Annotated in this window: 15 protein-coding genes; 5 read left to right on the plus strand and 10 right to left on the minus strand. The window is 56.9% G+C overall.

Annotation, left to right across the window (positions count from 1 at the left end):
- Nucleotides 1-15 precede the first annotated feature (15 nt).
- Entirely contained in the window at nucleotides 16-906 is an 891-nt protein-coding gene (locus tag AC1RMD_RS10265) for a hypothetical protein (protein ID WP_492926237.1), read from the minus strand.
- Between the two features lie 812 nt (nucleotides 907-1,718).
- Between AC1RMD_RS10265 and AC1RMD_RS10270 the strand changes: the two genes are divergently transcribed.
- The 5 genes from AC1RMD_RS10270 to AC1RMD_RS10290 are packed head-to-tail and all read left to right on the plus strand — an operon-like array spanning nucleotide 1,719 to nucleotide 11,181.
- Nucleotides 1,719-2,648, plus strand: a complete 930-nt coding sequence (locus AC1RMD_RS10270; RefSeq protein ID WP_492926239.1) for a DUF4007 family protein — start codon at nucleotides 1,719-1,721, stop codon at nucleotides 2,646-2,648.
- The gene (locus tag AC1RMD_RS10275; protein WP_492926241.1) at nucleotides 2,641-5,979 is read left to right on the plus strand and encodes an ATP-binding protein; all 3,339 of its coding nucleotides are present in this window, start codon (nucleotides 2,641-2,643) and stop codon (nucleotides 5,977-5,979) included. Before AC1RMD_RS10270 ends, AC1RMD_RS10275 begins: the two co-directional genes overlap by 8 nt.
- Nucleotides 5,972-6,811, plus strand: a complete 840-nt coding sequence (locus tag AC1RMD_RS10280) for a phosphoadenosine phosphosulfate reductase domain-containing protein (RefSeq protein ID WP_492926243.1) — start codon at nucleotides 5,972-5,974, stop codon at nucleotides 6,809-6,811. The genes AC1RMD_RS10275 and AC1RMD_RS10280 overlap by 8 nt, the downstream gene beginning before the upstream one ends.
- Before the next feature lie 30 nt (nucleotides 6,812-6,841).
- Nucleotides 6,842-9,190 (plus strand): sensor histidine kinase, encoded by a 2,349-nt coding sequence (locus AC1RMD_RS10285; protein WP_492926245.1) that lies wholly within the window; start codon nucleotides 6,842-6,844, stop codon nucleotides 9,188-9,190.
- Nucleotides 9,187-11,181, plus strand: a complete 1,995-nt coding sequence (locus AC1RMD_RS10290; RefSeq protein WP_492926247.1) for a hypothetical protein — start codon at nucleotides 9,187-9,189, stop codon at nucleotides 11,179-11,181. Before AC1RMD_RS10285 ends, AC1RMD_RS10290 begins: the two co-directional genes overlap by 4 nt.
- Nucleotides 11,182-11,693: 512 nt before the next feature.
- On the opposite strand, the gene AC1RMD_RS10295 is transcribed toward AC1RMD_RS10290, so the two are convergent.
- From AC1RMD_RS10295 to AC1RMD_RS10335, 9 genes are all read right to left on the minus strand, one after another.
- On the minus strand, nucleotides 11,694-12,248 hold the full coding sequence (locus AC1RMD_RS10295; RefSeq protein WP_492926376.1) for an ATP-binding protein: 555 nt from the start codon (nucleotides 12,246-12,248) through the stop codon (nucleotides 11,694-11,696).
- 50 nt (nucleotides 12,249-12,298) lie between these two features.
- Nucleotides 12,299-13,084 carry an IS21-like element helper ATPase IstB gene (gene istB, locus AC1RMD_RS10300; protein ID WP_492926249.1) on the minus strand — a complete coding sequence of 262 codons (786 nt, stop codon included), beginning with the start codon at nucleotides 13,082-13,084 and terminating at the stop codon, nucleotides 12,299-12,301.
- On the minus strand, nucleotides 13,081-14,160 hold the full coding sequence (istA, locus tag AC1RMD_RS10305; RefSeq protein ID WP_492926251.1) for an IS21 family transposase: 1,080 nt from the start codon (nucleotides 14,158-14,160) through the stop codon (nucleotides 13,081-13,083). Before istA (AC1RMD_RS10305) ends, istB begins: the two co-directional genes overlap by 4 nt.
- Nucleotides 14,161-14,228: 68 nt before the next feature.
- Nucleotides 14,229-14,534 (minus strand): hypothetical protein, encoded by a 306-nt coding sequence (locus AC1RMD_RS10310; RefSeq protein WP_492926253.1) that lies wholly within the window; start codon nucleotides 14,532-14,534, stop codon nucleotides 14,229-14,231.
- Entirely contained in the window at nucleotides 14,527-16,011 is a 1,485-nt protein-coding gene (gene istA / locus AC1RMD_RS10315) for an IS21 family transposase (RefSeq protein ID WP_492926255.1), read from the minus strand. Before istA (AC1RMD_RS10315) ends, AC1RMD_RS10310 begins: the two co-directional genes overlap by 8 nt.
- Nucleotides 16,012-16,070: 59 nt before the next feature.
- Nucleotides 16,071-17,393, minus strand: a complete 1,323-nt coding sequence (locus tag AC1RMD_RS10320) for an RNA/DNA-binding domain-containing protein (RefSeq protein ID WP_492926257.1) — start codon at nucleotides 17,391-17,393, stop codon at nucleotides 16,071-16,073.
- A 21-nt stretch (nucleotides 17,394-17,414) separates the two neighbouring features.
- Nucleotides 17,415-22,817 carry an FtsK/SpoIIIE domain-containing protein gene (locus AC1RMD_RS10325; RefSeq protein ID WP_492926259.1) on the minus strand — a complete coding sequence of 1,801 codons (5,403 nt, stop codon included), beginning with the start codon at nucleotides 22,815-22,817 and terminating at the stop codon, nucleotides 17,415-17,417.
- Complete coding sequence (locus tag AC1RMD_RS10330; RefSeq protein ID WP_492926261.1) at nucleotides 22,817-24,334, minus strand: methylation-associated defense system protein MAD7 family protein; 1,518 nt, start codon at nucleotides 24,332-24,334, stop codon at nucleotides 22,817-22,819. Before AC1RMD_RS10330 ends, AC1RMD_RS10325 begins: the two co-directional genes overlap by 1 nt.
- A complete protein-coding gene (locus tag AC1RMD_RS10335; protein ID WP_492926263.1) occupies nucleotides 24,331-26,226 on the minus strand; it encodes a hypothetical protein in 1,896 nt (631 codons plus the stop codon). Before AC1RMD_RS10335 ends, AC1RMD_RS10330 begins: the two co-directional genes overlap by 4 nt.
- Nucleotides 26,227-26,375: the final 149 nt, after the last annotated feature.

Consider the following 26,375-nt stretch of genomic DNA (forward strand, 5'->3'; position numbering starts at 1 on the left):
TGAGGGAGACCGCGATCACGGCAATGGCTGCAGGCAGCCCACGTCGTAGCCGACCATGAACAGACTGGCTTCCAATGCACGCATGCGCTCGATGTCCGTGGCAGCGGCGTCGGCGAACATCTTCGGCTCCAGGGCGAGGATGCCCTGCATCAGCCAGCCAAGACGGATTTTGGCTTCGCTCCAGCGGCGCGCCGTGCGCGCCTCGCTGGGTTTGCCGTAGTTCAGCAAGCCGGGCGTCATGGCGTTGTCGTACAAATGGCGCACAGTACGCGTGCCCAGGGTGGCAGGGAAGGACAGCAAATCGGGCAATGCCCCGGCGCTCTCGTTAGCGGTGCGGCGCCACATTTCCACCAGCGCGGCGATTGCTGCCGCCACGCGCGAATCGTAAATCGGCAAGCCGTCGCCGGATGCCAGCGCGTGTACCTTGGTCAGCATGGAGTTCATCTTGAGCACGCTCAGCTCGCCCGCCAGCGTGGCGGTATCGAGTTTAAAGTCCTTACGGGTGCTGGCGAGATAGGCGACCAACTGTTTTTTGCGGGCGAGCTCACGCAGAAAAGGCATTGCGCCAACCAGCGGATTGCGGTCGCCACCCCACACAATGATCGCCGCGCAGACATTAAAGGCGGCGTCGTCATCCTTGGCGGTGATGGCGGCATTTAAGTCGAGACGAAATTGCGACAACAGCCTGGCCGTCCCGGCCCAATCCCCAGTAGTGTTTCCTTCGCTCGTCCAGACATAGTTCGCAAGCGCGCCCGGCAGGCCGATCACCTCCCGATGCAGGCCGCCGGGTACGGCCCACGAAGACCGGTAGTTCAAGCTGATGGGCAGCGTGGCCGCGTGCTTCGATACCCATTTCGTGAAATCACGCACATCCTTATTCGTGTCGTACGCATGCTTATCTGTCACTGACGCCACCTTTCACTGCTGCAATATTTTCCTTATTGTAAAATATTTCTCATTTGGAAAATCTCTCGATTTGTTGCATTCGCCCTTCCTCGGCACCAGTAATGCACTCAGCCGAATAAAAAACGGGATCACACTGAGCAAGTTGCACTGCATCCATTCACCGAGTACCGAGGCGCCGTGGCGAGCATTTTGAACGGCTCGCGAGCGTCTAGTGAACTCGTGGCGATTCAAACGTTCCGTGCACTCAATGCATACAAGTGCGCATGCATGGCTTGCCAGAGTCCTTCACACCGAACGTCAATGAGCTTGCGGCCATGAGTCAATTCGGATTCTGTGGCGGACACGGTCGTTCGCGGCATCGCGGGATTAATCAGCGTTCACAGCTAACAGCATCTTGAAATAGAACGCCACTTCTTGGGCAAGACAAACCGATGGTGCCGATTGGGCCTCGCACTCACATTCAAGACTGAATAATAAGTCGGCGGTCAATCACTGTGGCGCCGAGGCCCCTCGCGCGGCTCTTGTCGATCCGAACCGAAGAGCAATGCCCATGGCCAATACCACAGAGAATTTCACGAAAACTCCACAATACTGTATATTTACACAGTATCGATACAAGGCCAATATTGCACTTGGAACACAACAGACTGTTCTGCATGCCCTTGGGTCGTGGCAAATCATGAGATTTGTGCAGACGTCTGCACATCATATTTGCCATCGCGACAGCCCACTGGCGAGAGTCTCCAGTTTATTAAGTCCACCAAAGGGCGAAACTGAGCCACTGGCGGATGTCTCCAGTTATAATTGAAACCATGAAGAAAAATACAGTATCCGAAGGCGTTACGGCGCACTTCTCAGGGCACGAGACTTTCCCGCTTCGTCAAATGTGGCTTAAAAAAGCCTTCGACCAAGCGAAGTCGCAAGGCATCATTCTAAAATCAACGTTCACCGACGACAATGCGATCGCCGACTTCGGTGTCGGAAAAAACATGGTCGCATCAATTCGCCATTGGGCTTTGGCCTGCAACGTGATGACTGAAGAAGGCGCCCCGAGTGGCGCTTACAGGGTCACCGACGCAGCCAACTCAATTTTGAAAGACGGCGGCTTAGATCCCTATTCTGAAAACCCGACCACCGCTTGGTATGCGCATTGGTGGCTCGCGGGGAAAGGCAATCGGGCGACCACTTGGAAGTGGCTTTTCAACCATGTGACCACTCCAACCTTCTCGCGTGAGGACCTCGAAGTCCCATTGGCGGAATATGCCCGAAGCTTGGACGCCAATCGCAAGCTCTCGCCGGCCACCCTGTCACGCGATATCGAAACGTGCTTGCGCGGCTATGCTCCCCGGTCCATAGGTGGCTCGCCTGAGGACTATGCCGAACCTATGCTTGGCGAATTGGGGCTGATATTCGAGGAGCGGAAAGGTCACTTCGCCTTCCGACGCGGCCCCAAGGCCACGCTGCATGATGGAATGTTCGCATATGCCCTCTTGGACTTTTGGGAGACGGCCGCGCCCGGGCTTAGCTCGCTTGCTTTTGAAGCGATCGCATTTGGCGAAGGCTCCCCCGGCCGCGTCTTCAAACTCGATGAGGACTCAATCGCGGAGCGTCTTCTCTCACTCCATGACCTCACCAATGGCGCGCTTACTTGGACCGACACTGCGGGCCTGAGGCAAGTTCACCGGGACATCAACAAAACTGAAAACCTCAGCGAACTCATGATCGAGAGAGCTTATGCCTAACGAGCCAATCATCAAACTCTCGGACATCGTGCATGTATCCCGTCACTACCAACGCTCGATACGCATCGACATCGATCTCGGCCGCCCCGATGCATTGAACGGATACATCTGCCACGGAACGGCCACAGGCGTTTTAAGCAGCATGACCAAGCAACTGCTCGAGAGCAATCAGCGCGCCTTCACATGGACAGGACCTTTCGGCGGCGGCAAGTCGTCGCTAGCGGTTGCATTCGCAAGCGCGCTTGGTTCAGACAAGCCTTTGCGCGAGAAGGCCCGCGAAGTGTTGAAGCTGGATGACATCCCTTCATTTGATCAGGCCCTGCCGCATCGCAAGGGTTGGCTGACCATTCCTATCGTTGGCAAACGAGCGAGCGTCGTGTCTGAGCTCGCAAAAGGCCTTCGCCATGCGCAGGGATTTAGCCACGATGGGCGCAAGACAAATCCATCGTCGCTCATCTCCGATATCTGCGAAGCTGCCGAGTCCAAAAAGAACGACGGCGTCCTCATCATCATCGATGAAATGGGCAAGTTCCTCGAAGCCTCCGCGCTAGGCCTGGGGGACGACGTCTATTTCTTCCAAGAGCTTGCGGAAGCCGCAGCCCGGACATCTGGCAAGGTTGTTGTGATTGGCATCCTCCACCAATCGTTCTCCCAATATGCGGGTCGGCTTGGCATTGGAACTCGCGACGACTGGGTCAAGGTACAAGGCCGGTATTCTGACATCCCATTGGTCGCCGCTAGCGACGAGGTTGTGGAATTGATTGGGCGCGCCATCCATGCAGAGGTCACGCCTGCATGGATGATGCCTGCATCCGTCGAGATCGCAGACTCCATCCGCGCTCGACGCCCGACTGTTGGAAGTGGCTTCTCGAAAAGCTTATACGCTTGCTGGCCATTGCATCCGACCATGGCCGCTCTGCTTGGCCCAATTTCCAAACGCCAATTTGGACAGAACGAACGAAGCACGTTCGGCTTTTTGGCATCGGTGGAGCCGTCTGGCTTCCGCTCCTATCTGGAGTCCACGCCGCAGCTACAATCCTCCTGGTATCGTCCTAGCGATTATTGGGACTATTTGCGCGCCAATTTGGAGCCGGCCATCCTCTCGTCCCCGGATGGACATCGCTGGGCTCAGGCAGTCGAAGCTGTCGAGCGCGCCGAGGCAAAAACCACCGACACATTGCACGTGGAGCTCATCAAGAACATTGCTGTGATCGACCTGTTCCGCAATGGTTCAGGACTTGCGGCAGAGGCGACCGTTCTCAAAACACTTTTCTACGGCCATACCATAGAGCAGGTGGAAGCCGCGCTAGAACAGTTATCCAATTGGCGGGTGATCCTATTCAAAAAGCACATCGGAGCTTGGTCGGTCTTCGAAGGCAGCGATTTCGATATCGAGAGCGCCATTTCGCAAGCCCGAGGCGGCATGGCCGGCGTCGATTTTTCTTTGATTGAAAGCCTCACCAATCTCTATCCGGTCATCGCAAAGCGCCACTACCACGAAACGGGCACGATGCGATGGATGAATATGGCGCTTTGCCGTTTGGAAGATGCCCAACGCATCGCCACAAAATTCAAACCGCACAATGGCGACTTCGGCTTGTTCCTTCTGACGCTGCCTGGCTCGAACATGAGCAACAAGGCAGCCATGCGGAAGTGCCATGAGTATTCGAGAGTTGGGCCTTGGCCGGTTGTCATTGGGATTCCGCGCAACCACGCCAAAATTGAAGATCTCGGCTCCGAGCTTCTCGCGCTTCAAATTGTCCAATCGCGTCACGAGCTCATCGGCGATCCTGTCGCGCGCCGCGAGGTGCAGGCGCGCGTTTCGTCGGTGCGCGCCAATCTGGAAGAGCAACTGCGCGAAGCTGTGATCAATGCCCGATGGATTGCTGGCGAGGAGGAGCTAGAAACAAGCGGGCGCCTGTCCCCCATTGCATCCAATTTGGCTGATGTCATTTTCCCGGACGCCCCGGAACTGTGGAGCGAACTCTTGAATCGAGACAGCCCTTCGAGCAATAGCGTCAAAGCTCGCAGGGACCTGCTCTATTCCATGCTCGACCATGAAGCGGAAGAGAATCTAGGTGTTTCGGGATATCCAGCCGAACGAGGCCTCTATGAGACCTTGCTCCGAGCAACTGGCTTGCATCGACAGGATGGCAACGGAGCATGGCGCTTCTTGCCGCCAGACGATCAACACGCCCCTACTTTTGCCCCCCTTTGGAACGCGACGCGCGCCCGCTTCACTGACGCGAACACGAGAGTGAAGATTTCTGAGCTTTACGAGTTGTGGGCCGAGCCTCTATTTGGCGTTCGCAAAGGTGTCATGCCCGTGCTCCTCACCGCGTTTTTGCTTGCCCACAAAGGCAACCTCGCGTTGTATAAAGAGGGCATGTTCATACCGCGCGTCACGGATGCTGACATTGATGAATATCTTCAAGACTCATCGCGTTTTTCCATGCGTTGGATTTTGATCGACCAAGAGAAAACCAGCATCCTTGCAGGGATATCCGACATTCTTGCCGAAGTTGGAGCGTCCGCGAATACTAGCGACCCATTGGAAGCGGCGCGTGGACTTGTCGCGATGGTCTTCGCGCTGCCAGCATGGAGTCAGCGCACCCATACCATCAGCGACATCGCTCGTTCTGTGCGCGACACGCTCCTAAAAGCCAACGATCCGCACAAGGTGCTGTTCATTGATCTAGCCGCGCTTCTTGAAAAGAATAGCGACAAGTCCTATGTAGAGGCGCTTCGAAGCCCCATCGCAGAGATCGCGCGCGCATATGACGGTTTGCTTGAGCGCATCAATGATTCGATGCTAGAAGCCTTGGATGCGCCTGCCGATAAATTAGACCGGCTACGCGCCAGGGCTGAGGTTTTGAATGGCGTAACAGGCGACCTGCGCCAAGATGCTTTTGCCGCGCGGTTGGCTAAACACGATGGGAGCAAAGAGAGCATTGAAGGCATTTTGAGCCTTGCCGCCAACAAGCCCCCGCGCGATTGGAACGACCGTGACATCGATCACGCGCTTTTGGACATCGCCCAAGCTTCTCTTCGATTCCGACAGGCCGAAGCATTTGCATCGGTCAAAGGCCGCGCGCCAACTAGCGAAGCATTCGCCGTAGTCATTGGCGCCGGCGCTCAAACCCGCACCGTCTCGCGATCCTTCTCGATTCCAGACCGGCATCGCGAGGCCGTCGAGTCTATGGCTGAGAGATTGGCGACCACTCTTCTGGCAGAGGGGCATAGCACGGAAATTTTGCTCGCCGCGCTGGCGAAAGCTGGCATGCGCTTGACCCTTGAAGACGATGCAAAAACGGAGAAGTCCCATGGCTGAAAAACATGTTCTCGGAATATCTGGCGGCAAGGACAGCGCCGCCTTGGCGGTTTTCGTTCGCCAGAACTATCCTGAGCTCGACGTCGAATACTTTTTCACCGACACCGGCAAAGAGCTGCCGGAGGTCTATGAATTCTTAGGGCGCCTTGAGGGTTTTCTTGGCAAGCCAATCGCCAGGCTGAACCCGCGCCGCGACTTTGATTTCTGGCTTCGCGAATACAAGCATTTTCTGCCTTCAGCCCAAACACGCTGGTGCACCAGGCAATTGAAACTAGCGCCGTTTGAGCAATGGATTCGGCCTATGCTGGCCGCTGGAGACACGGTCACAAGTTACGTAGCGATCCGCGCCGACGAAGAATATCGCGAAGGCTACACGTCGAAGCATGAGAACTTGAAAGTCCGCCTTCCTTTCCGCGAAGGCGGAATCGACAAAAAGGGAGTGATGGATATTTTGGAATCGTCCGGCGTCGGCGTTCCGAAATATTATGACTGGCGCTCTCGCAGCGGATGCACCTTCTGTTTTTTCCAGCAAAAGATCGAGTGGGTGCGTCTCAAAGAACGCCACCCCGAAGCCTTTGAAGAGGCCAAGCTATACGAGAAGAACGCATTGGAGCACGGCTCACCATTCACCTGGACTCAAGGCGAAGCTTTGGATGAGCTGGAGAAGCCTGCCCGCGTCATCCAAATCGTCACTGACTTCGAGCGTCGCAAGCAGCGAGATCTGGCCAATCGGCCAGTTAATCCTCTGCGCCCTGTCGAAATCTTAGAAGACATCGACGATATCTACGGAGAGGACGAAGGCAATGGTGCATGCGTGGTCTGTCACAAGTAGTTCCCCGATTACCAAGCAGGAGACGAAGAAGTGACGTTCAAAATAACAGCTCGAACAGTTCTTGAACTCGGCTCTGAATTGATCAGTTCCGACATCATTGCCTTCTATGAATTAATTAAGAATGGTTTCGATGCAGCGACAAGAGATGGGGTAACTATCCGGTTTAACATCGTCCTTCGACGCAACTCCTACCTGCTCCTTCGGAAAAAAGTTGCAGAGAAATTGCCCGATCTCGCGGCCAAAGAAATTTTGGCCGCGCTCAGTCCTGACGCGCCCACTGAAATTTTCAAGAGCGCGAGCAAATTAATCAATGACTCAAAAGGTTCCCGCTCTCAGCTAGCCACGGCGCTTGACCAAGTTTATCTTCTCAATAGCATTGTTGTCGGCGATACCGGTTGCGGAATGTCCGCAGCGGATCTTGCCAATAGCTTTCTGGTTATCGGGACACCGTCACGCAAGAAGGAAGTCGACAAGGCACTTGCTCGGGGAGACAAGACAACACCCTATCTCGGAGAAAAAGGTATCGGACGATTGTCGGCTATGCGTCTTGGGGATCAGCTTCGCGTCGAAACCGCGCGCGCAGATGACGCTTGTCTCAACGTTCTGGTGATCGACTGGGCCAAATTCGCGGAAGTCGACGCAATGCTCGCAGACGTTCCTGTCAAAATAACTCTAGGCCCCTCTAAGGAAGCTCCTACCTGGTCCGGGACCAGCATCATTATCAGCAACTTGACGGAAGACTGGACAGAGGCTCGTGTAAGACGAATGGTGGACTATGATTTCGCTAGGTTAAGTGACCCTTTTGAAGATCAGAAAAATCGGCCGCGTATCGCTGTTTATTGGAACGGTGCCCGAGCGGACATTCCATGGATGGATAGCGCACTGCTCGCATCTGCGCACGCTTCCGCAATTGGCTCCTACTCTATTGTTGACGGCCATCCCCAGATCACTTGCGAGTTAGTGGCCACTAAACTCGGCTTCGATCATCCCAAAGAGAGTGAAGTTGCCACTATAAGTGGGCCGGACCTTGTATCCGCCCTAGTAGGGACATCGCATGAAAAGCCAGAGTCGGCTTTGTTATCAGTCGGACCGTTCACTTTTGAAATCTATTGGTTCAACCGTAGGATTCTTACCGCCATAGAGGGGCTTGGTGATCTAAAAGTCGTTCGAGATCTGCAAGAGAGATGGTCGGGAATCTTGTTGTTCCGCGACCGATTCCGAGTGTTTCCCTATGGCGAAGATGAGGATGATTGGTTGGGGCTGGATCGAAAAGCGCTTAGACGCTCAGGATACTCCTTAAACAAGACACAATTTGTGGGCCGAGTGAAGATTTCGCGGGTCGCCAATCAGATGTTGGTCGACCAAACGAATCGGGAGGGGCTACGAGAAACCCCCGAACAACAGGTGCTAATCGAAGTCCTGCAATACGTGATACAAGATCAATTGTTCCGGTTCATGAAGGCTGTTGAGCGCCAATACAAGGGACAAAAAATAGACCTTTCTGGAGCGAAAACAGAAGTGGATTTATTGAGCAAGCGTGCCAAGTCCGCGATCACGAAACTACGCCGAAGCGCCCCGAGCCCAGAAGTCGAGGATCTTCAACAAGTCCTTCTTGAATTCTCAGATTTTGCCGCGCGCGCGCGCCAGCGCATTGAAGAGGTAGAAGCCGAGGGCCGCCAGATGATCCATATGGCAGGAGTCGGCCTAATGGTCGAAGTGATTGCCCACGAATTAGCGAGAGCTTCGGAAAATGCTTTGCAAAATATTGAAGCGCTGCAAAAAAGAGACGTGCCCGACGATGTTAAATCGAGGCTCGCGTCGCTTCGTTCTCAAATGAAGAGTCTGGGGAAAAGGATTCGAATCTTGGATCCGATGAGCGTCTCTGGACGGCAAACGTCCGAAACCTTTGCACTAAATGGGCTGGTGAACGAGGTGCTGGAAGGCCACGAGGCCCAGTTCGAACGACACGGAATCAAGGTCAGCTTCCAAAAACCAGAATCAGCAGTTCAAGTTCGACTCGTCAAAGGCATGATGGTTCAGATTTTGGAGAATCTCATCTCAAACTCGAAATACTGGTTGGAAATGAAGGGGAGCAATTCGAACTTCGAGAAGCGAATCAACATCCTGCTGACCCAATCGCCGCCTTCTTTAATCTATGAGGACAATGGACCTGGCATAGCGGCCGAAAACAGAGAAAAAGTTTTTCGGCCTTTCTTCTCGTTGAAAGAGAAAAGCAAGCGACGTGGCTTGGGCCTGTTCATCGCGCGTGAATGTGCAGAGCAACTAGGAGGAACGCTGGAACTTACTGACCCACCTGATGACTCCGGGCGATTACATAGATTTGTGTTGGAACTTCCAGAAAGCATTGTGATCCGATGACCATTTCAGAACTTTTGCAGGCGATGGGCATATCTCATGCGCTAGTAGTGGACGATGCCTTTGACGACGTGCCAATTCCTGATGATCTGGTCATTGAGTCAGAAGAGTGGACTCGGCTTTTTGATGACCTGCATGTTGACGACCGCGCGAAATTGGCGTCAATGTATCAACCATATGAGACCGCGCGGGCTGACACCCTCAGGTTCGACCCCGCCTTTGTATCCTTGCTGTGGCAATGCAAGGATCAGTTGGTCAGTCCGGCAGTTCACGAACTATTCGATCGTTACGACGCTGAGAAGGCAATCGATAGGCGCCTACTTGCGCCACTGATCACATTTCTCGAGAGTGTCGGGCTCGTTTGCGCGAGATCCGGTAGAAACTTCCAAGCAGCCGCAGCAGGCGCACAGCTCATCTTCGTTGATCTTTTCCTCAGCGCCGCGCAACGGGAAGGAGACATGAACATATCTGTCGATGGCGTCGCCAAGATCGTCGAAGCAAAGAAATCGGCACCTCCTCTTATCGTCCTCATGTCACGGAGCAACGCGTTGCTGGAGAAACGAAAAGAGTTTCGAGATCGCGCCCAACTATTCGAAAGCAATTTCAGGATACTCAGTAAAGACGATATTTCAGATCCCGCCAAATTGGAGCGAATTCTCAGACGTCTGGCGACTCATTATGAAGAATCTAAGAAGCTCGCATCGTTTGTCCATGCTTGGGAAACAGGACTGACAGGCGCGCGCGATCGAACGACCGCGCTCATTCGCACGTTGCGGTTGGCCGATCTTGCTCAGATTTACGAATTACTCCTCTCGGCGGAGGGCGAGCCCACCGGGAGCTATCTCGTTGATATCTTCGACAAGGTCTTGCAACACGAAATCGAAAGAGAAGCGTCCATCATTGACGCGGCAGTCGCGCTAAATACATTGACGGGCGAGTCATATCCTCCGCCGTATGTGCCCGGGGCTCCCGAACTTCAAGATTTGATTCACAGGTCGCTATTTCAAAACCGAGCACGACTGAGGTTGCCCGGAGCTCTGTCGAGCGCAGTGGCTTTTGGCGACCTCTGTCGAGTTTTAGGAAATCCTGACCCCAAAGCACCAAGTCTTGTCGACGAATTAAACACCGACACAGTGCTTGCCGCGCTGACACCCGCTTGTGATCTCCAGCGAAGCGGCGCCAAACGAATTCTCTTGCTTGTAGGAACCCTGCGACCGCTGACGCGAGAGTCATGGACCTATGGTGACGAAGGTCTAAAGACCCCAGTTGTCGAGATGCCAGATGGCTCCGTCTCCTGGATCAAATGGGATATGAAACACATTCTGGCTTGGTCGCAAGATGAGATCTCGACGCTCTTCGCCAGCGCGAGACTTGCAACTGTCGCACGCATCCGCGAGTCGCACGCCGTCGAACTGCAACAGCGCCTGTTGTCGAATTTGGGACGCGTCGGCCTTGCGGCCCCCATGCCGGCAACGTTCGTATTTCGTGTCGAAGCATTTTATCCAACGTTGGATAACGCTCTCAAATTGCTCCACATTCCAGCACTGGAAGACGGGGGGGTTTGCTTTGTCGGCCGAGGCAAGAAAGATTCGAAGATGGAAGAACGATTGGCGCTTACCGAGTCAGCGTGTGATGCGTTGGTGTCCGCGCTGGGGGAGCTTGCAATTGATAACATCAGTCAGGGAGCACGCGCGCTATTTGAAGAGCTAAGAGGCACGACAGCCCTGCTTCAAGCCCTTGAACGCGGCATACCATTGAACTCGTCCAAACCGAATGAGTGGAAAGAAATCGTAACTGAGGACGGAAAGGCGGTGGGATACATCCGTCGGTCATCTATTGCGGATGGAGATATTTCGCTTGCACGTGATCGACAAAAAATCGCCAAAGGCGGCGTCTTTTTAACCGTTTTTGAACAAGTGCAAGATGACGTCGAGGTGCCTGCCGAAATCTCGGCCGAGAATATTGCCCCGGCCAGTGAGTCGTCGGCAATATAGAGCCAACCAGCGCTCTATTCCTCCAACAGACGCGGCAGATTCAGTCAATGATGAATTGCCTCGTTCGGCCGCTATAGATGCCGCTCACAAGGTAAGAGACCCGAGCAAGAAGATCGTGGTCTCTGCATTTAGCTCCTTCTACACCCTGCCACGTTGGCGTCGACCGTCGCCGCCAAGCTCATCAGGAAAATCGATGGACTAATACTTTCCTTGGTGTGCAGGCTCTTGCCAAGAGATTCTCGCGGCGGTCGATCCTAACCACCAAGTCCCTGCTTGGATTTGGGATTCAGCAGCGGGACGCCCCTACTGTCGACGACAGCTAGCAGGAATCTGGACTATCCCCTATTGCGGCCTCCGCCAAGACGGCCTCCGACCTTGGATCTTTGGAGTCTGTTCGATTTGCCCGGACTCGCGCAGGCGATAAAAAACAATTTTCATCGAACTTTCAGATTTTATGCCAGTGTCTGGCGTCAATTAGATTTTCCGGTGGCGTCAATTAGAATTGCCGCCCTTTAGGCTGCCACCGCTGTCGCTGCGGCTGCCGATTTTGATCGTTTTGCTGCCGTAGCCCGATAGCTGTCCACATTCATCAGATCGAGCACGACGCTGTGATGCACGACGCGGTCGATGGCCGCCATCGTGGTCATGGGGTCCTTGAAGATCCTGTCCCACTCAGAAAACACCAGGTTCGTCGTGATGATCATGCTTTTGCGCTCGTAGCGCTCGGCTAACAGCGTGAACAGCACTTCCATTTCATCGCGATCGTGCTGCACGTAGCCGATGTCGTCGAGGATGAGGCAATCGAAACGGTCCAGCTTGGCGAGTTCCTGGGGCAGGCGCAGATCGCGCTTGGCCGCCAGTAGACGCTGGACCAATGTTGCAGTTGGAGTGAAGAGGACTGGATGCCCGAGCTCGATCAGGGCGTGCCCCAACGCACAGGCGAAATGGCTTTTGCCGGCGCCAGGCCTACCCACTGCAACAACGTTGATTGCGTCACTGAGGAAGCTGCTGTCAACAGCGATTGAAAACTGATACAGTTTTGGCGCCCGCAGCGATTTAAAACTGATACACCTCCGTCACCAGCTCGCGCTGGCTTTTCACGCTTTTCTTCATCCGCTCAAGCGGCCTTGTCGTCCCTAATGCCTTGCACGATTCCCGCCTGCCGCTGATGCTTGAGGCGGTAGCTCTCGCCGGCGATGGGCACGATGTGCGCGTGGTGCAGCAAGCGGTCCAGCAGCGCCGCCGTCAACGTGGCGTCCTGCGCGAAGGTGGCGTCCCACTGCCCGAACGGCAGGTTACTCGTCACGATCAGACTGCCTTTTTCGTACAACGCCGCGATCACCTGGAAGAACAAATTGGCCTGTTCGCGGTTCATCGGCAGGTAGCCGATTTCGTCGATGATGAGCAGCCGATACGTCTTGATGGCCCGGTGCATCACCGTCTTCAAACTATTTTGCGCGTGCGCCGTCGTCAGCGTCAGCAGCAAGTCGGAGGCTGTCATGAAGCGCGTCTTGATGCCGGCCTGCGTTGCCTTATAGCCCAACGCCATTGCCAGGTGGGTTTTGCCGACGCCACTGGGGCCGACCAGCACCACGTTCTCGTTACGCTCGATGAAACCCAGCCCGGCCAGTTCCTCGACCTGGCTGCGCTTGACGCCCTTGGCAAAGTCATAGTTGAACTGCTCCAGTGTCTTGATGGCCGGGAAGCCTGCCAGGCGCGTCATCATGCTTTGCTTGCGCACCGTCCGCCCCGCCATTTCCTCCCGCAGCAGCCCCTCCAGAAAGTCGCTGTAGGCTGTCCCGTCCTTCGCCGCCTGCTGGGCCGCCGCGCCGTAACCCTGCGCCACGAAAGGCAGCTTGAGCGCGTCGCACATCTGGGCGATCCGTTCATGTTGCAGATTCATGCCGCCACTCCTTCCCTGACGGTCATCAGCAGTTGTTCATAGACCGCCAACGGGTGTTGTGCCGGCGCCGCTTCGGCGATCCGTTCCACCACGATAGCCGGGCGCGGCACGGACGCTTCCGGCACCTCTGACTGCGGTCGCGCGGCGGCCACGTCACCGCGCCATGGTGGCGCGAGCGCTTGCAGGTGCGGCACTTCGGCCGCCATCCGCGTGGCCGGTTTCTCCTGTGTCGTGCCGTGTACCCGCTCGTTGGCCACCTCGCGCAGCCAGCGCGCCACTTCGGCGTTGGCGGTGACGACGTCGAGCTGCAAACCGCTCTGGCCAAGGCGGCTCGCCAGCGGCACGTAAAACGACCGACGCAGGTAGCCGTTGAAGCGCTCGACCTTGCCCTTGGTCTTGGCCCGATATGGCTGGCACAGCTTGATGATGAAGCCGCTGTGCTTGGCAAAGTCGAGGAAGCCGGCGTGGTAGCGGTGCTGGCCGTCGCCGTACACGTCGCGCTCGATCACAACCGTCTTCATGTTGTCGTACAGGACCTTGCGCGGCACGCCGCCGAACGCGGCAAAGGCGCGCTCGTGGCAACTGATCAGCGTGGCCACCTTCATGTCGCTGACGAACTCGACGTAGCTGGCGCGGCTGTAACCCATCGTGGCGCAGAACGCGTGCAGCGGTGCGCTGCCTTTGCGGAACTCGACCCAGTCGACCTGCAACTGCTCGCCCATTGCCGTCTCGAAGCGCACTTCCGGCTCGACCGGCAACGCCGGCCGCAACGAGCGCATGAACGCACGCAGCTGGCTCAGGCCGCCCTGGTAGCCGCGCTCGACGATCTCCCGGTGCAAGACACTGGCCGGTATCCAGTTCGGTTGCGCTGCCGTCTGCCGCTCGCGCAGGTAAGCTTCGTGCGCCGCCAGCTTCGTCACCCGTTTGACCTTGCGTTCATATTTCGGCACCGCCTCCAGCGCCAAGTGCCGCCGCACCGTGTTTACCGCGCATCCCACCTCGGCGGCGATCCGCCGCAGACTCAACCCATGCTTGCTCAATAACTGAATTTCCACATACACCTCGTTGGGTTTCAAGGCTGCTCCGCAAAGCAGCCATCTTCTCAAAACGGTGTATCAGTTTTCAATCGCTGAGGTGTATCAGTTTACAACCGCTGCTGACAGCTGCCCCCGCGCAGGCGCTCCATTTGCATCCTCGTACTCGCGTCGAATCGATTCAGATCGAGCGTGCGCAGATCCTTTCCTGGCAGAAGGCCGGATTGCTTGCGTAGTCGGTCGGTGCGTCTGGCGGCCTTGGCCGCCAGTTCGATCCGGCTCAGCTCAAGCAGGTAGGCTTCGTGGGTCAAGCCTTCCTTGGCCGCGCGCAGCGCCGTCGCGGCGGCCGCATCCGCCATGGCCGTCAGGTTCAGGGCACGCAGGCAGGTTTGCAGGTCATCGTGCGGGTTAGCCATGTACGTTCCTCGACGGGATCAGGCAGTCGTAGCTGGCCAAGTTGACGACGCTCTTGTCTACGACGGGGGCGGGGTCGCATTGGCTCTGCCCGAGCACATCGCGGGCGGCGTCGAATGTCGGCGTCAACCCTTCCTTCATCAGATCGAAGATGACTCGCTCGACGTCAGCTTCCGAACCGCTGGCGGCGAGATGCAGCAGGCGCAGGTAGTCGCGATCGGCCTTCGATGGCATCGCCGCCAGCAACGTATCGTAAGCCCGGCGGAAGGTCGTAGTGGGGAACAACTCTTCCCGATAGCAGTAATTGGCAAAGGCGCCCGGCTTGCGCACCAGCGACCAGATCAGGTGGCGATAGTCGATCCTGCGCTGGTTGCGTCCCGCAATGCGCGGCAGCGTCAACACGTGGGCCGCGCCGTGGTGCAGTTCCAGCGACTCAGAGCGTACCCGCACTTTCACCTTCGCGCCGATCAGTCGCGACGGAACCGAGTAATGATTGTTGAGCACGCGGATCAGGCTGAAGCGCGAAACGCGCACCGCCAGTTCGCGCATGAAGTCCAGTGGCGCAGCTGGCAGCGGACGTAGCGCTGCACGATCAGCCTCAAATCGCTGGCTGCGGGTCAAGTTGCGACTGCGCACCAGCTCGTGCAAGAAGCGCTCGTAGCTCCCTCTATCGCTGAAATCGCGGCTGCCGCGCACACGCAGCGCCTGATCGACGGCAGTCTTGAAACGGAAGTGCGACTGTTCCACATCACCGTTCTGGTTTGCGCAGCCGGCCGTATTTGCCGAGGGCTGCATGCCATAGTGCTCCATCAACGCCCGATAGTTCTGCGTGAAGTCGTGCAGGCCATCACGGTCAAGGTCGCGCACCGCCGCCGACAGGTTGTCGGTCCGGTGCAGCAGCGGCACTCCCCCGATTTGCCAAATGCAAGCTTCCAAGCCTTCCGAGAGCGCCTCGAAACTCTCCGAGAAGCACACGCGCACGGCCTCCACGTTCGAGTAGGTCAGGACCATGTGATAGACCAGGTGAGCAAATTCCACGCCCCCGATCGTGACGCCCAGCGAATTCATGACCGTGAAGTCGGACTGCGCCATCCGCCCTGGCACATGCTCCTGCTGGAACATCACTTCGCGCTCGTCGCCGTGCGCGAGGCGCCAGCCATGGACATGGCGCTGCAGGGTGCGCAGCTGGCTTTCTTGATAGCGGCCCGGATAGGCTTGGCAGAGAAGAGCGAACAGCGTCTTCGTTTGCAGGGCCTGATCACGCCGCAGTTGCTCTTCCACCCACGGCCAATCGGCCTCGAACGGATTCTGTCGCGTCCGGTGTGTCCGCTTGGCCTTCATTTGACTGGGCAGCTTGCCGGCCTGCACGTACTTGCGCACAGTCCGCTCGCTCATCCCGGTGCGCGCTGCCGCCAATTTCTGGCTTGCGCCCTTACGACGTTCTTCAAATAACAAAGTGATTTCCCCGTCTCTCTTCATGCCGCCCCCTTCTGGGCAGCAATGATAGATAAGAGCCAGGCCGTTGCCAGCCTGGCTCCTCAACCGGCAAATCTAGTTGTCGCCACCGGCATTTCTAATTGTCGCTGGACAATGCCAGTCAACTCACGAGCTATCGTATTAGTTATCTCAGCTTCACGACTTAAATATTCCATGACTATCTGCTCAGGCGAACCAAGGCTTTCATGCCGCAATGTGATAATGACTGAACTATCGGTTTCATCGATCAATGGCTTCTTGAGCCGCAATTTTCCCATTGCTTCGAATGCAGTATTCAACCCCTCTCCCACATCTTTATTAGGAGGGTTTTTGAATTTATTTATAAGACGAACAATCTTTGGATTACGGGCAAACTGAGTTTGGATAATGTTCTTAAGCGTCACATGACCAGGGAGGCGCCCGGGGCTTTCGATCTCAACTCTATTATCAAAGATTCTCACCTGGACATCAGCTTGGACATTATAGTCGCGGTGCAATACCGCGTTTGTCAAAATTTCATGCAACGCTTCCTCTGGATATTGAATTTTTTCGAGACCGCTTGGTCCTAACTTTTCGATCCCTTCGATAATTTCTTTAACTTTCTCCACGGCCTCATAGATTAAGGAATAAATTGGCCCTTCGATGGTGATAGGATCAAAGACAAGATAATCGCGCTCAGCCTCTTGTTTCGTTTGATATCGAAGGACCTTCACAGCTGATCGTTTAGCCAATATGACTTGTGGGCAATCGGAAAACAAAAGTATGCCGCCCACCGTCGGCCGGTCATCAATTAGAACTCTTTGCTTGCTAAGCCAGGCCTCCGGCTCCCCCGAGGGCACGACATCCAATAGAAAGGCGAGCACGGTATTTGAGTTAGTTATTTCAGAAGCATCTATATGTATTAGCTCGTCCTCAAAAGATTTTATCCCCTTGTCATATCTCAACCTTTCCAAGGCTTCATCGCCTGAAACTGGCAAGCTCTGGGCATTTCGCCGCACATAGCATCGCCCATCCGAGGCGGCCACCATATCCTTAGTTTTAAAGATGGTCAAATGCAAAACAATGCCAGGCGCATCAGGATAACGAAGAAACTCAGCAAGATAATTATTCCCTAGAGGATTCATCTGCTCTAAAACTTGGAATATCGGATTGGCGGCTTCCTGATCATCAAAACCTTGCCAGACACGATATTTTCGGTCCAAATCAACAAATTCCTCGACACCCAAGTATATTTCACCGCCACTTGTATTCGCGAATGCAGCAATTGTCTTTGTCAGTTTTCCTGGTGCGATCGCTGAACTCTTCAAGTCAATGAAATGGGACTCTGAGATGCTCAATAATTCGTTATAAGCATCCGCATCCAAATTTTTCAAGGATATAGACATTTCCATTTTCCCCGTTGTAGATTAGACATTATCCTGACGAATTGCCTCCACCGCCCTACTAATATCGTCGTCGCTTAGAAAGGGGGCCTGTGCAAACACCAAGCCTTGCTCACCATTTAGCTTCGCAGCCAAGTGCCCCTTGCCAAGCAATAGCTCCGCTCCCGGCCTATCCAATGCGATCTTGGATGTCGCCTCGCTGGCGACCTTCAAAATTAGGCGATTTCCCAGATTCTCCCGCAATTGCATCGGCATGACATCTTTATCCGGCCGCTGGGCCGCGAAAATCAGATGGATGCCTGCCGCGCGCGCTTTGACCCCAAGCCGCTGGACAGCAGCGCCGACCGCAGCCTTATACGCATCGTCGAGCATCCAGTCCGCGAATTCGTCGTGCACCAGAAAAACCATCGGCAGCTTGTCCTCGGGCGCCGCTTTCGCATTGAACGTCGTCAAATCCCGCGCGCGGGCCGGAGCGAAGGTCCTGTATCGGTTCTCCATTTCCTCGACGAGTTCCTTCAACACCTCGGTCGCTCGCTCCTTGGTCGTGACGATGGGTTCGCGCATGTGAGGCAGGTCTTCCAACACCGCGTAGTCGACGCCCATCTTGGGGTCGATCAATACAATGTGAGCCAGATCCTTCGGATTCGTCGCGGCGATGTCGAGCATGATTGCTTGGATCAGGACCGACTTGCCGCTGCCGGTGGCGCCTGCCACCAACGAATGAGGCTCATGGGTGGACAAGCCACCGAACTCGGAACCCAAATTCAGGTAAAGCAGCGATCCATTGATCTCCTGAAGACCCAGAACAAACGAAGTGTTGATTCCGGCCGCATTTCGGTTGATGACCCTGCGCGCCCACAAGTCCCACAACGACACAGACTTGCGCTTCTCCGCAGCGATAGTGACCACGATCTCACCCGGCTTCGGCTGCACCGTCACGAGGTTGATTGCGTGGGTTGTCAACAGTTGCGTTCGCTTCGCTTCGATATCTTCGACACGCAGCTTGTCAGAACCGGCCAACCTGATCAAACAGCCGTTCGGAGTAAGGCGCGTGCCCAGCACCACAGCCTGCATGCCGTAGCTGTTCAAAGCAATTTTAAGTTTGCGAGTCGATTCCTCCGCCCAAGCGTCCCGCTCATCGATCGCGCCCGATTGGGCAGCGGCCTTCTCAGCCACCAGCCTGCCCAGGTTTGTGTCCGCCGTCGCACCGGCATGCTCCGAAGCCTGCGCCCCTGTTGACGCAGACTCTTGGGGCCGATCCGCCTCCGCAGCCGGCATATCTGTTTTTTTCGATACGGAAGGCCGAGGCGAAGCCACCGCCTTGTCCTCCGACACGGGCTCCTCGACGCTCTCCCCGCCCGACGCCAGTCGCTCCATCGTGGAAGTCCATGCGACCCGGTCTGCGGGCGGGCGCGTCACCGCAGTGGCCCAAGGCTCCTCCGGACCAAGCTTCGAGCGGATCGAGGCTGGGTTGGCCTTGGCGGCGTATGCCTCCACCAGCGACCTGAGCTCCGGCCGATCGAACACCTCTTGCCATGCCTGCATGCCTTCGGTCGCATCGACCAATACCTGCTCGGAAGCGGCGTGGCCAGCGCCAGAATCGGGGGTGTGCACGAACACATGGGAATAGCCTCTTAAAGAAATGCGGGCAGCTCCGTCCCTCAGGGCGGATCGCGCGCGCTCAAGCAACCCCGAACACCCAGGCGGAATATCCGCGTCAATCAGCATGTCGGCCAAGCGCGAGAGCCACACGTCCCGATCCAGTCGTCCTGGATCACCGAAAAGCGCCGCGCGGAAGGTCGACAAGGTCGCCAGCAGCTGCGCCTTGGACGACCTTCGAGCTTCGGCGACGCCATCGCCCCCCACATATTTGCATTCCACCACGGCCACATGGAGATGGGGGCCATCGTCTCGCTCCTCCACGCAGAGGCCTAGGATGTCGGCAATGCGGCTCTCTTTTTGCGCGAGCCAATTGGCATAGTCGTCCAGCAGGAAGAAGACACTGAACGATTGGCGCGACTTCCCAACGATGCCTTTGAATTCATGCTCGAGCATATAGCGGCTCAGCACCAGGCCCACCATTTCACCGGCGGAGACGCCGCGCTTGGCAGCCCGCAACACAATGTCGCCCGACACCGAGAGGGCATCCTTCTTCATTCGGGATGCCACAACATCGTATTCCTGCGGGGTAAACGGCAGCCCAAGCTCCGAGAGCCTGCGGCGCGCGAGCACGCCCAACAGCCGCAGCTCGGAGGTTGAGCTCACAATCATATTCCGGCCATTGGTGGAGGACCTGCGGTAGCGCACGACCGTCACCCCATTGGCCTGCAACTGTCGCTTGTCGAGCAACTCATCGTAAGTAGCCACCCACTCGGCCAAAGCATGCGCATCGGTCATCGTCCCACTCAGGGCTTCGTTTTGAAGCGATATGCGGCGGGCGGGCAAAAATAGCGCTCCGGGGGGCGCATCCTTCTGACGCACCACCGAAACGACTGCCGAGACGTATGCCCACCCAGAGGCGGTCTGCCTCGGGCAGGTCAGGAACGTGGTCGATTTGAGCTCGTTCTCGCCGGACACGCTGCGATATGACCACCTCGATGGGGCATGCTCCAAACTCGGACGCTCATTCGTCCAATCCACAGAAATCCAGTCCACGCAGGCCGTGCGCGAAACCACGTCATGGAGGAACGCCACGTCGAAGGCGCGGAAGCCGTCATCAGCGGAAATCGGGGTCACCGATGACGGCGATACCGAGATGCGCAACTTGGAGATGAAGTTCTCCGAAGTCTCGCTCACGACCGGCAGATCGGGATCGTCTCCGGATTTGGTCACCAGCTCCGCATATACTCGACGGAGCTTTCCCGCATCGCGATGGCGAACCGAGATGCTGCATTGGAACCCGGTCTCGGCCTGCATGTTCGACAGCTCCCTGACCACAGCCAGAGGTAGCTCCGCCGCGTCGGTGTTGTAGAGCAGGACGCTCAGGTTGCTCGCCTCGTGGGGCTGCAATCCAATGTAGCGTTCAAGCAGCTCGCGCACTTGCTTGGCTGCGGCCGACGGGTCAACATCAGTCATGGAATCGTCGCCGTCGCGCACCGGCTGCTCGAATAAACTATACCCATTGACCGTGCTGCTCTCGGAAACGAGCAGCGGCGCTCCACCGCGATGCGTCACAGCGATCTCAGGGTAGAAAGGATGAGCTAGCTCCGCAGAAAACTCTTGGAAGAATATGCTTCGATCGCCAAACAGGACATTGTTATTCCCGAGTATGTGCGTCACTAGCCCAGAGACGCGACGAGTCTTCACCGCCAACGCTTTCATTCGTTCGGGATGCCAAGGCGGGATGATAAGGCAGGGCTGCTCGCCGAGCACCTTCACCGTCCCAATCGACAGCACCTCATAGACCAGCTTGGATCGGCAAACGTCCCCGCGCGCATGCGTCGCGAGCGCGCGAAGCAGCGCGCCGAACGACTCGGCCTGCCTGAGCACAGCTTCGCCATGAAGCCCAACGTCGATGAAGTCGTCGAGCGCTTTGACGTAGTCCTCCTCGAACACATCCCATGCCCCCTTGATCTCCAACTTTTGATCGGCGCTGATTCTGTCCTCGCTGGCGAGCTCGTTGATCCGCTGCTTGATGAGGTGCCGCAGGTTGACCAGCTTGGCCACTTGCGGGACGAGCGAGCCGGCATCGCGGGAATAGGTCGCCTCGAGCGTCGATGTGTCGAGCAGCGAAACACTTTGCACGCCGCCTTTCTTGCTCACCACGCGTCGAGGAACTTCCGAACGCCCAACGGAGCCCTTCTCTTTGAGCCGCAGCATGTCCTCGACCATGGAGAGCCCTATCGAATCGGGCCTGTAGGTCCACACGAGCTGGGTCTTGTCCAAGACTTTCTCACGCTCGCCAGGGCATTCGATCAAGGCGACTTCGAACTTGATTTGGATCGCAGCTTTGGCGAGCGAGGCGCATGGCTTGATCTTCCCATGCAATTCCAACTCGCGAGTGAAGAACGCCGGATACTGGAACAACGGATCTGGCAAGTTGGCGTTTCGCATCCGCTCCACTTTCCATTCGACCTTCGAGCCCATAAGCTCTTTGATTCCCCGATACATCGAGGAGAAATAGGCCCCGACATCATGATTGAATCGCTCGCGCCACTCCTTGCGGCCTTTCGTTACAGTGAAGCGAAGGATGCGCTCCTTGCCACTTTCTCCGGCCCCCGACACCAACCGATAGGCGACGTCGGTGAACCCATCCAAGAAGTCGTGGCATTCGATGGCCTTGCCGAAGATCGCCTTCTCCCATCGGCTGTGCAGCGCCTTGTCCTGCTCCAAATAGCGGCGGTGGAGCTCGAAGAACGCCTCGTCCTCCTCCTCCGTCCAGTCGGGGCGTCGCTCGCGCGCGCGCAGCTCGTCCAAATGCTTGCGCCAGCGCTGGTCGAGCACGTCGTCGTCGGCGCACTGATTGTCGAAAAAATGCAATGTCGCGTCGGCCAGGCCGCGCTGCTGCACGCGAGGCTTGTCGAATATGAAGTGGACTCCGTCACGCTCCCATTCAAGCAGCGCAACGGCGCTGGACGTTCGCTCGTCGGCGCCGAACGGCGCATCGATGAACGTCTCCAAAGCCACGCGGACGCTGTCATCCATCACGTTTGCGTTCTCGGCGAGCCTCAGATGCATTTCCTCGGGATCCAAGGGCTGTCCGTTCGCCCTCATCCGAGCCAAAAGTGGAGCGCGATTGACGAATAATTTTTCGAACGCCTTCTTCCAAGGGCCGTAGGCTTGGCCGAAAGTCTTGGCGTTGGAGAAGAACGATGTGTCGCGAGGGAGTCCCACCCACGGCAATGCCCACCCCAAAGCGTCCCTGATGGCCAAGCCTTGGATTGTCGAACCCTCGCTCACCATCGCGCAGAAGTCCGCGAGTTGGCCGAGCGACAGGTCCGACGTCGAGATCAATCCCTTGAGGGCGGCCTTGAACACCGCGCGGTCATCAGGAGTTGGCGCTATCGCGGCAGCGTGGCATGTCGCCGCCACCCAAGCGCCTTCGTTGGCACGGAACTCCTTGGCCCCTAGCGCAGTCACATGGCCCAGCGTATCCGCCAGATTGTGCTCGTTGCCATTTGCGGTCAGCAGCGCTTCCTTGTCTGTTCCCGCATTGCGGACAGCCCCCGCGTTCATGTCGGTCAGCGCCTCCTCGGGCAATCCTTGGCCTTCGACTAGCGACGCCGGGATACGCAGGTCCACCTTCGCAAGCAGCGTGGGGTTGGCCAATATTTCCCGCGCGATCGAGGCGATTTGCGCAGAAGACAATTTATCGAGCCTGAAAAGCGCCGTCGTGTCTGAAAGACGGCCGTCAGCTTGCCGCGAATCGGCGAGCCGCCCTGCGAGGATGTCGGCGCCCACGCGTCCAATGATGCGATCGGCCAGCATTATTCTTCTCCTTTGGAACCGAATGGATTTTCAACGAACGAGCACGAGTCGGAGAGGCGGCGGACCAGCCCAAGGCCGACAAGCCGCGTTTCAAGATTCCTGCCGTTGTCGCTCAGCGCCTCCTGATCGACTTTCTTGTCCATCACAAGACGGGCGCCCTCCATATCTCCGATCACGATACCGTATCGCTTCTTGGCCTCGCTGAGGAATTCGTCGAACTGCATGCGGCTGTCGACGATCGTGACCACCAGAGTCTTGAGCAGACGGTCATTGGGGGCATAGCGGTTTCTGCGTGCAAGCCGCCGAGAGCTCAATCCAATGGCCTTTGACCAGGTCGCATGGATCTTGCCGACATGCTGCTCATGGCGCGACTCCGCCTTCTCGATCAACCTGGACACGAGCTCGTCGCCGGGAAGATTCACATATTCCTCATCGTCCTTGTCGTCGGTGGGCCATTGGAACATCTCGCGCATCAAATCCAAGCAACCTCCTTGCGGATTGCCCGACTGCATGGCGGCATCCCAGCGAGGATCGAGCTTGACGCTCTCCACCTCGGCCCGGATTGCCCGAACGGACAGGGCTTGGTTGGCTTGGTAGGAGTCGCCCGAAAGCGCCCTAACCTTGGTTCGTTGGGCAACGATCTCACACACGATTTCCACAGGGTCCGCGTCGCCAGAGACCGTCTTCGCACACTCGAGGAAATACAACAGCAAATTGAGCCCAGTGTTGACGATCAAGTGCTCCAATGCATCGTAGACTGGCATGTCGCGCGACAAGATCGCCAGCCAGTCTTCGCACATCCTGTCGAACCTCGGATGGCTATCATATGGGAGCGGCCCCACTCCACGAGGCTCGTCAACCAATTGCGCGTCGCCCTGCATCGCCTTCACCAGTCGATTCATCGTCTTGCTCGGATCGAACAGCCGGTCGACAAGCTTGGCGCCAAGCTCCGGGCCGCGAGCCGCCCTGGATAGCATCAAGTAGAGCAGTTCGCCTGTCCGGGCGAAGAACCTCCGATCATTCGAAGCCCCACCCTTCGCGTCGATGCGCAGATCCTCATACAACGCGTCCGGCCCGAACGGAAATACGAATTTCGAACTCCAGCGCTTATTGCTTCTCGCCTCGAATGCGGAGGAGCGCAGGAGCTCAATGGCTTTGGCGAAATCATCAAAGCTCGAGAACACCCCTCGCAGATAACCCATGTCCTGATCGCCAAGCTTGGTCGAATCATCCGCGAAACGGTCCATCCACTCACGCCATTTCTCCTCGTCGGAGATTGCCCGCTCGCGGATCGACTCGACGAAGGGATTGTTGAACAGCAGGCCGCGCAGGCGGAACTGCCGCTGCGGCCGGTAACGAACCTGGTCGGCGGGGCCTGCAAGCGGCGCGCTGACGTTCGAGCCAAGCACTCCCAAAAACTCCAACACAGTCAAATGAGGCAACTGCTCGTCATAGAGGCGGTGGCCCCAAATGTGCTCGTCGACTGCAAAGTCGACATTGGCTATCTTTTTCCTCACGCGGAAATCCTCACTGTGACCGGCCGGGAGAACCCAAGGCCATGCTGTTCTATTTCGATGAACCTTAGTTTGATCGAATTGTCTTCAACGCCAACCTCCTCGTCCTCGCCCTCGGGCCGGGAGTCGCGGAGCATCTCCGCCTTCCTAAGCAATTTCGCCTTGAACGCGAGCATGTCCTCCAAGCATTCGTTGGAGAAGCTTCCGGGCAATGCGCCCATGGCCACGCGGCAGAGAAATTCGAACCTGATTGGAGACAGGGGGAACGACACGGAATTTCCCGCGCCCGGAGCCAACGCGATGTCCAAGCACGCCCGATCGGTCTGCTTGTCGAGCTTCACCATCATGCCAACGCCGCGATCCCGTTTGGCCGGAGCCTCCGTGTCACACAGCACGCTCACACGCGATTGGGTGAAGCCACCAGAGCTCGCTACGAATATGTTGTCGGTGTTCTCGATCAGAAGGCCAGTCATCACGCGATTGAGACCACGGACCAATTTCGATCGGATGCTGTCGCTGACGGCCCTGCGCTCGGTCAACGCCTTGACGGTCTCCAAATAGTCTCCGCCGAACCTGAACGCGGTCATCCCCCAGAAAGGGTATGCCTCCTCGCCATCTGGCAGAGTGAAGAATAGCCGACGGCGCTGCGATTCCAATCGCTCCATGAATTCGTCAGTCTCGCTTTCCAACCTTGCGGACTCCTCGCCTTCCAAATAGCGCTCCAAGGCAGAGAGGTAACCCGGAGTCGCACCGTAGACGGGGTCGCAGGCGACAAGGTGCGCAAATGAATCAGCAAGTTTGAAATCATCGTGGCCATAAACGAGAAGGCCGTCCGCGCCGCTTGATGACTCGCCACCGATGCCGAAAGACGCCAAAGCCTTGAACACCGGACGCTCCATGGCCCTGCGCAGCGGCAAATTCGCACCGAACACATTTCCATAGAGCGACGCCAACTCACTCGATCCCTCCGCCTGTATCCTTGCGACATCCGAACAAGCCATCAGGCCCTCTTTTGCCGTTGGATGCCCAAGGATCATGTTCGACGCCAAGGCCAACAGATCGCGGACTGGCAAATGCCAGCCATTGAGGCGCGCGACGTCAACCAAGTCGCCCAATCGGCGGACAAATACCGCCTCGCCTTCCCCCCCAAGTAACCTGCGGCGATTTTCGGAAATTGGGCAAACTCGGCCGTCCGCTTGAAGCGAGCACGACGCGCAGTTATCCCATTCCTTATGCTCCGACACGGCCCGGACCACCTCGACCAACGAATCCCGATGGGCGATGCGGCTCAGGTCGAACAACGCCAGTCGGCCTGGCGGCTCGCCGGCAAGCAAAAATGCGTCTTGGAGCGGTTTCCTCAGTGGATGCTCACGTCCTTGGCGCAATCCGAGATCACGCAAACGCTCGAGCATCTGACCGTGATTCGCGGCTATCACCATGAGTTTTGAATCGTCGCCGTCTAGAGTCGACCGTTCGAGCATCATTAAGGCCTCGTCACTTTGCTCATCGCGCAACTCGCTCAGGTCTTTGACGAACACGGCCACACGGCCGTCGGACAACGTCAATTCCTTGACCAAGTTCTCGTCCGCCCATGCCTTGGGCGTTCCGCCCAACGCTGTCCACAATCCTCTGCAATGGTAGGTTTTGCCATCGCCTGCGGTGCCGGCGATAAGCAGCGATCCGGGCACACCCGACTTCACACGCGCGATAATTTTGTCGAGCTGTGGACTCGATAGCGTTATCGGAGCGACCTTCGCACGATTAAGCGCGCCGGTGACATATTCGTCGAACAGATTCACGTTGCTCGGCGTTGGTCCGTAGGAGCGTAAAAAGCGGACCCAAGCGCTCGCGGGGGGCACGCCAAGCTCATTGGCGATCGTATTCAACTCTTTCAATTGCTAACTCCCTTTTGGATGGTGGTACTTAGCGTCATGGATTCCCCGGATTAGCAGCTGCAGAGTACTGAGAGCCCCCGAACGGCTCGTCTCCTGACACTGCACCTTGAACACAATAAAGGGATGCGATGTGCCAAGGGCTCTCGGCC

The organism is Duganella sp. GW822-FHT06D06, assembly GCF_058799615.1.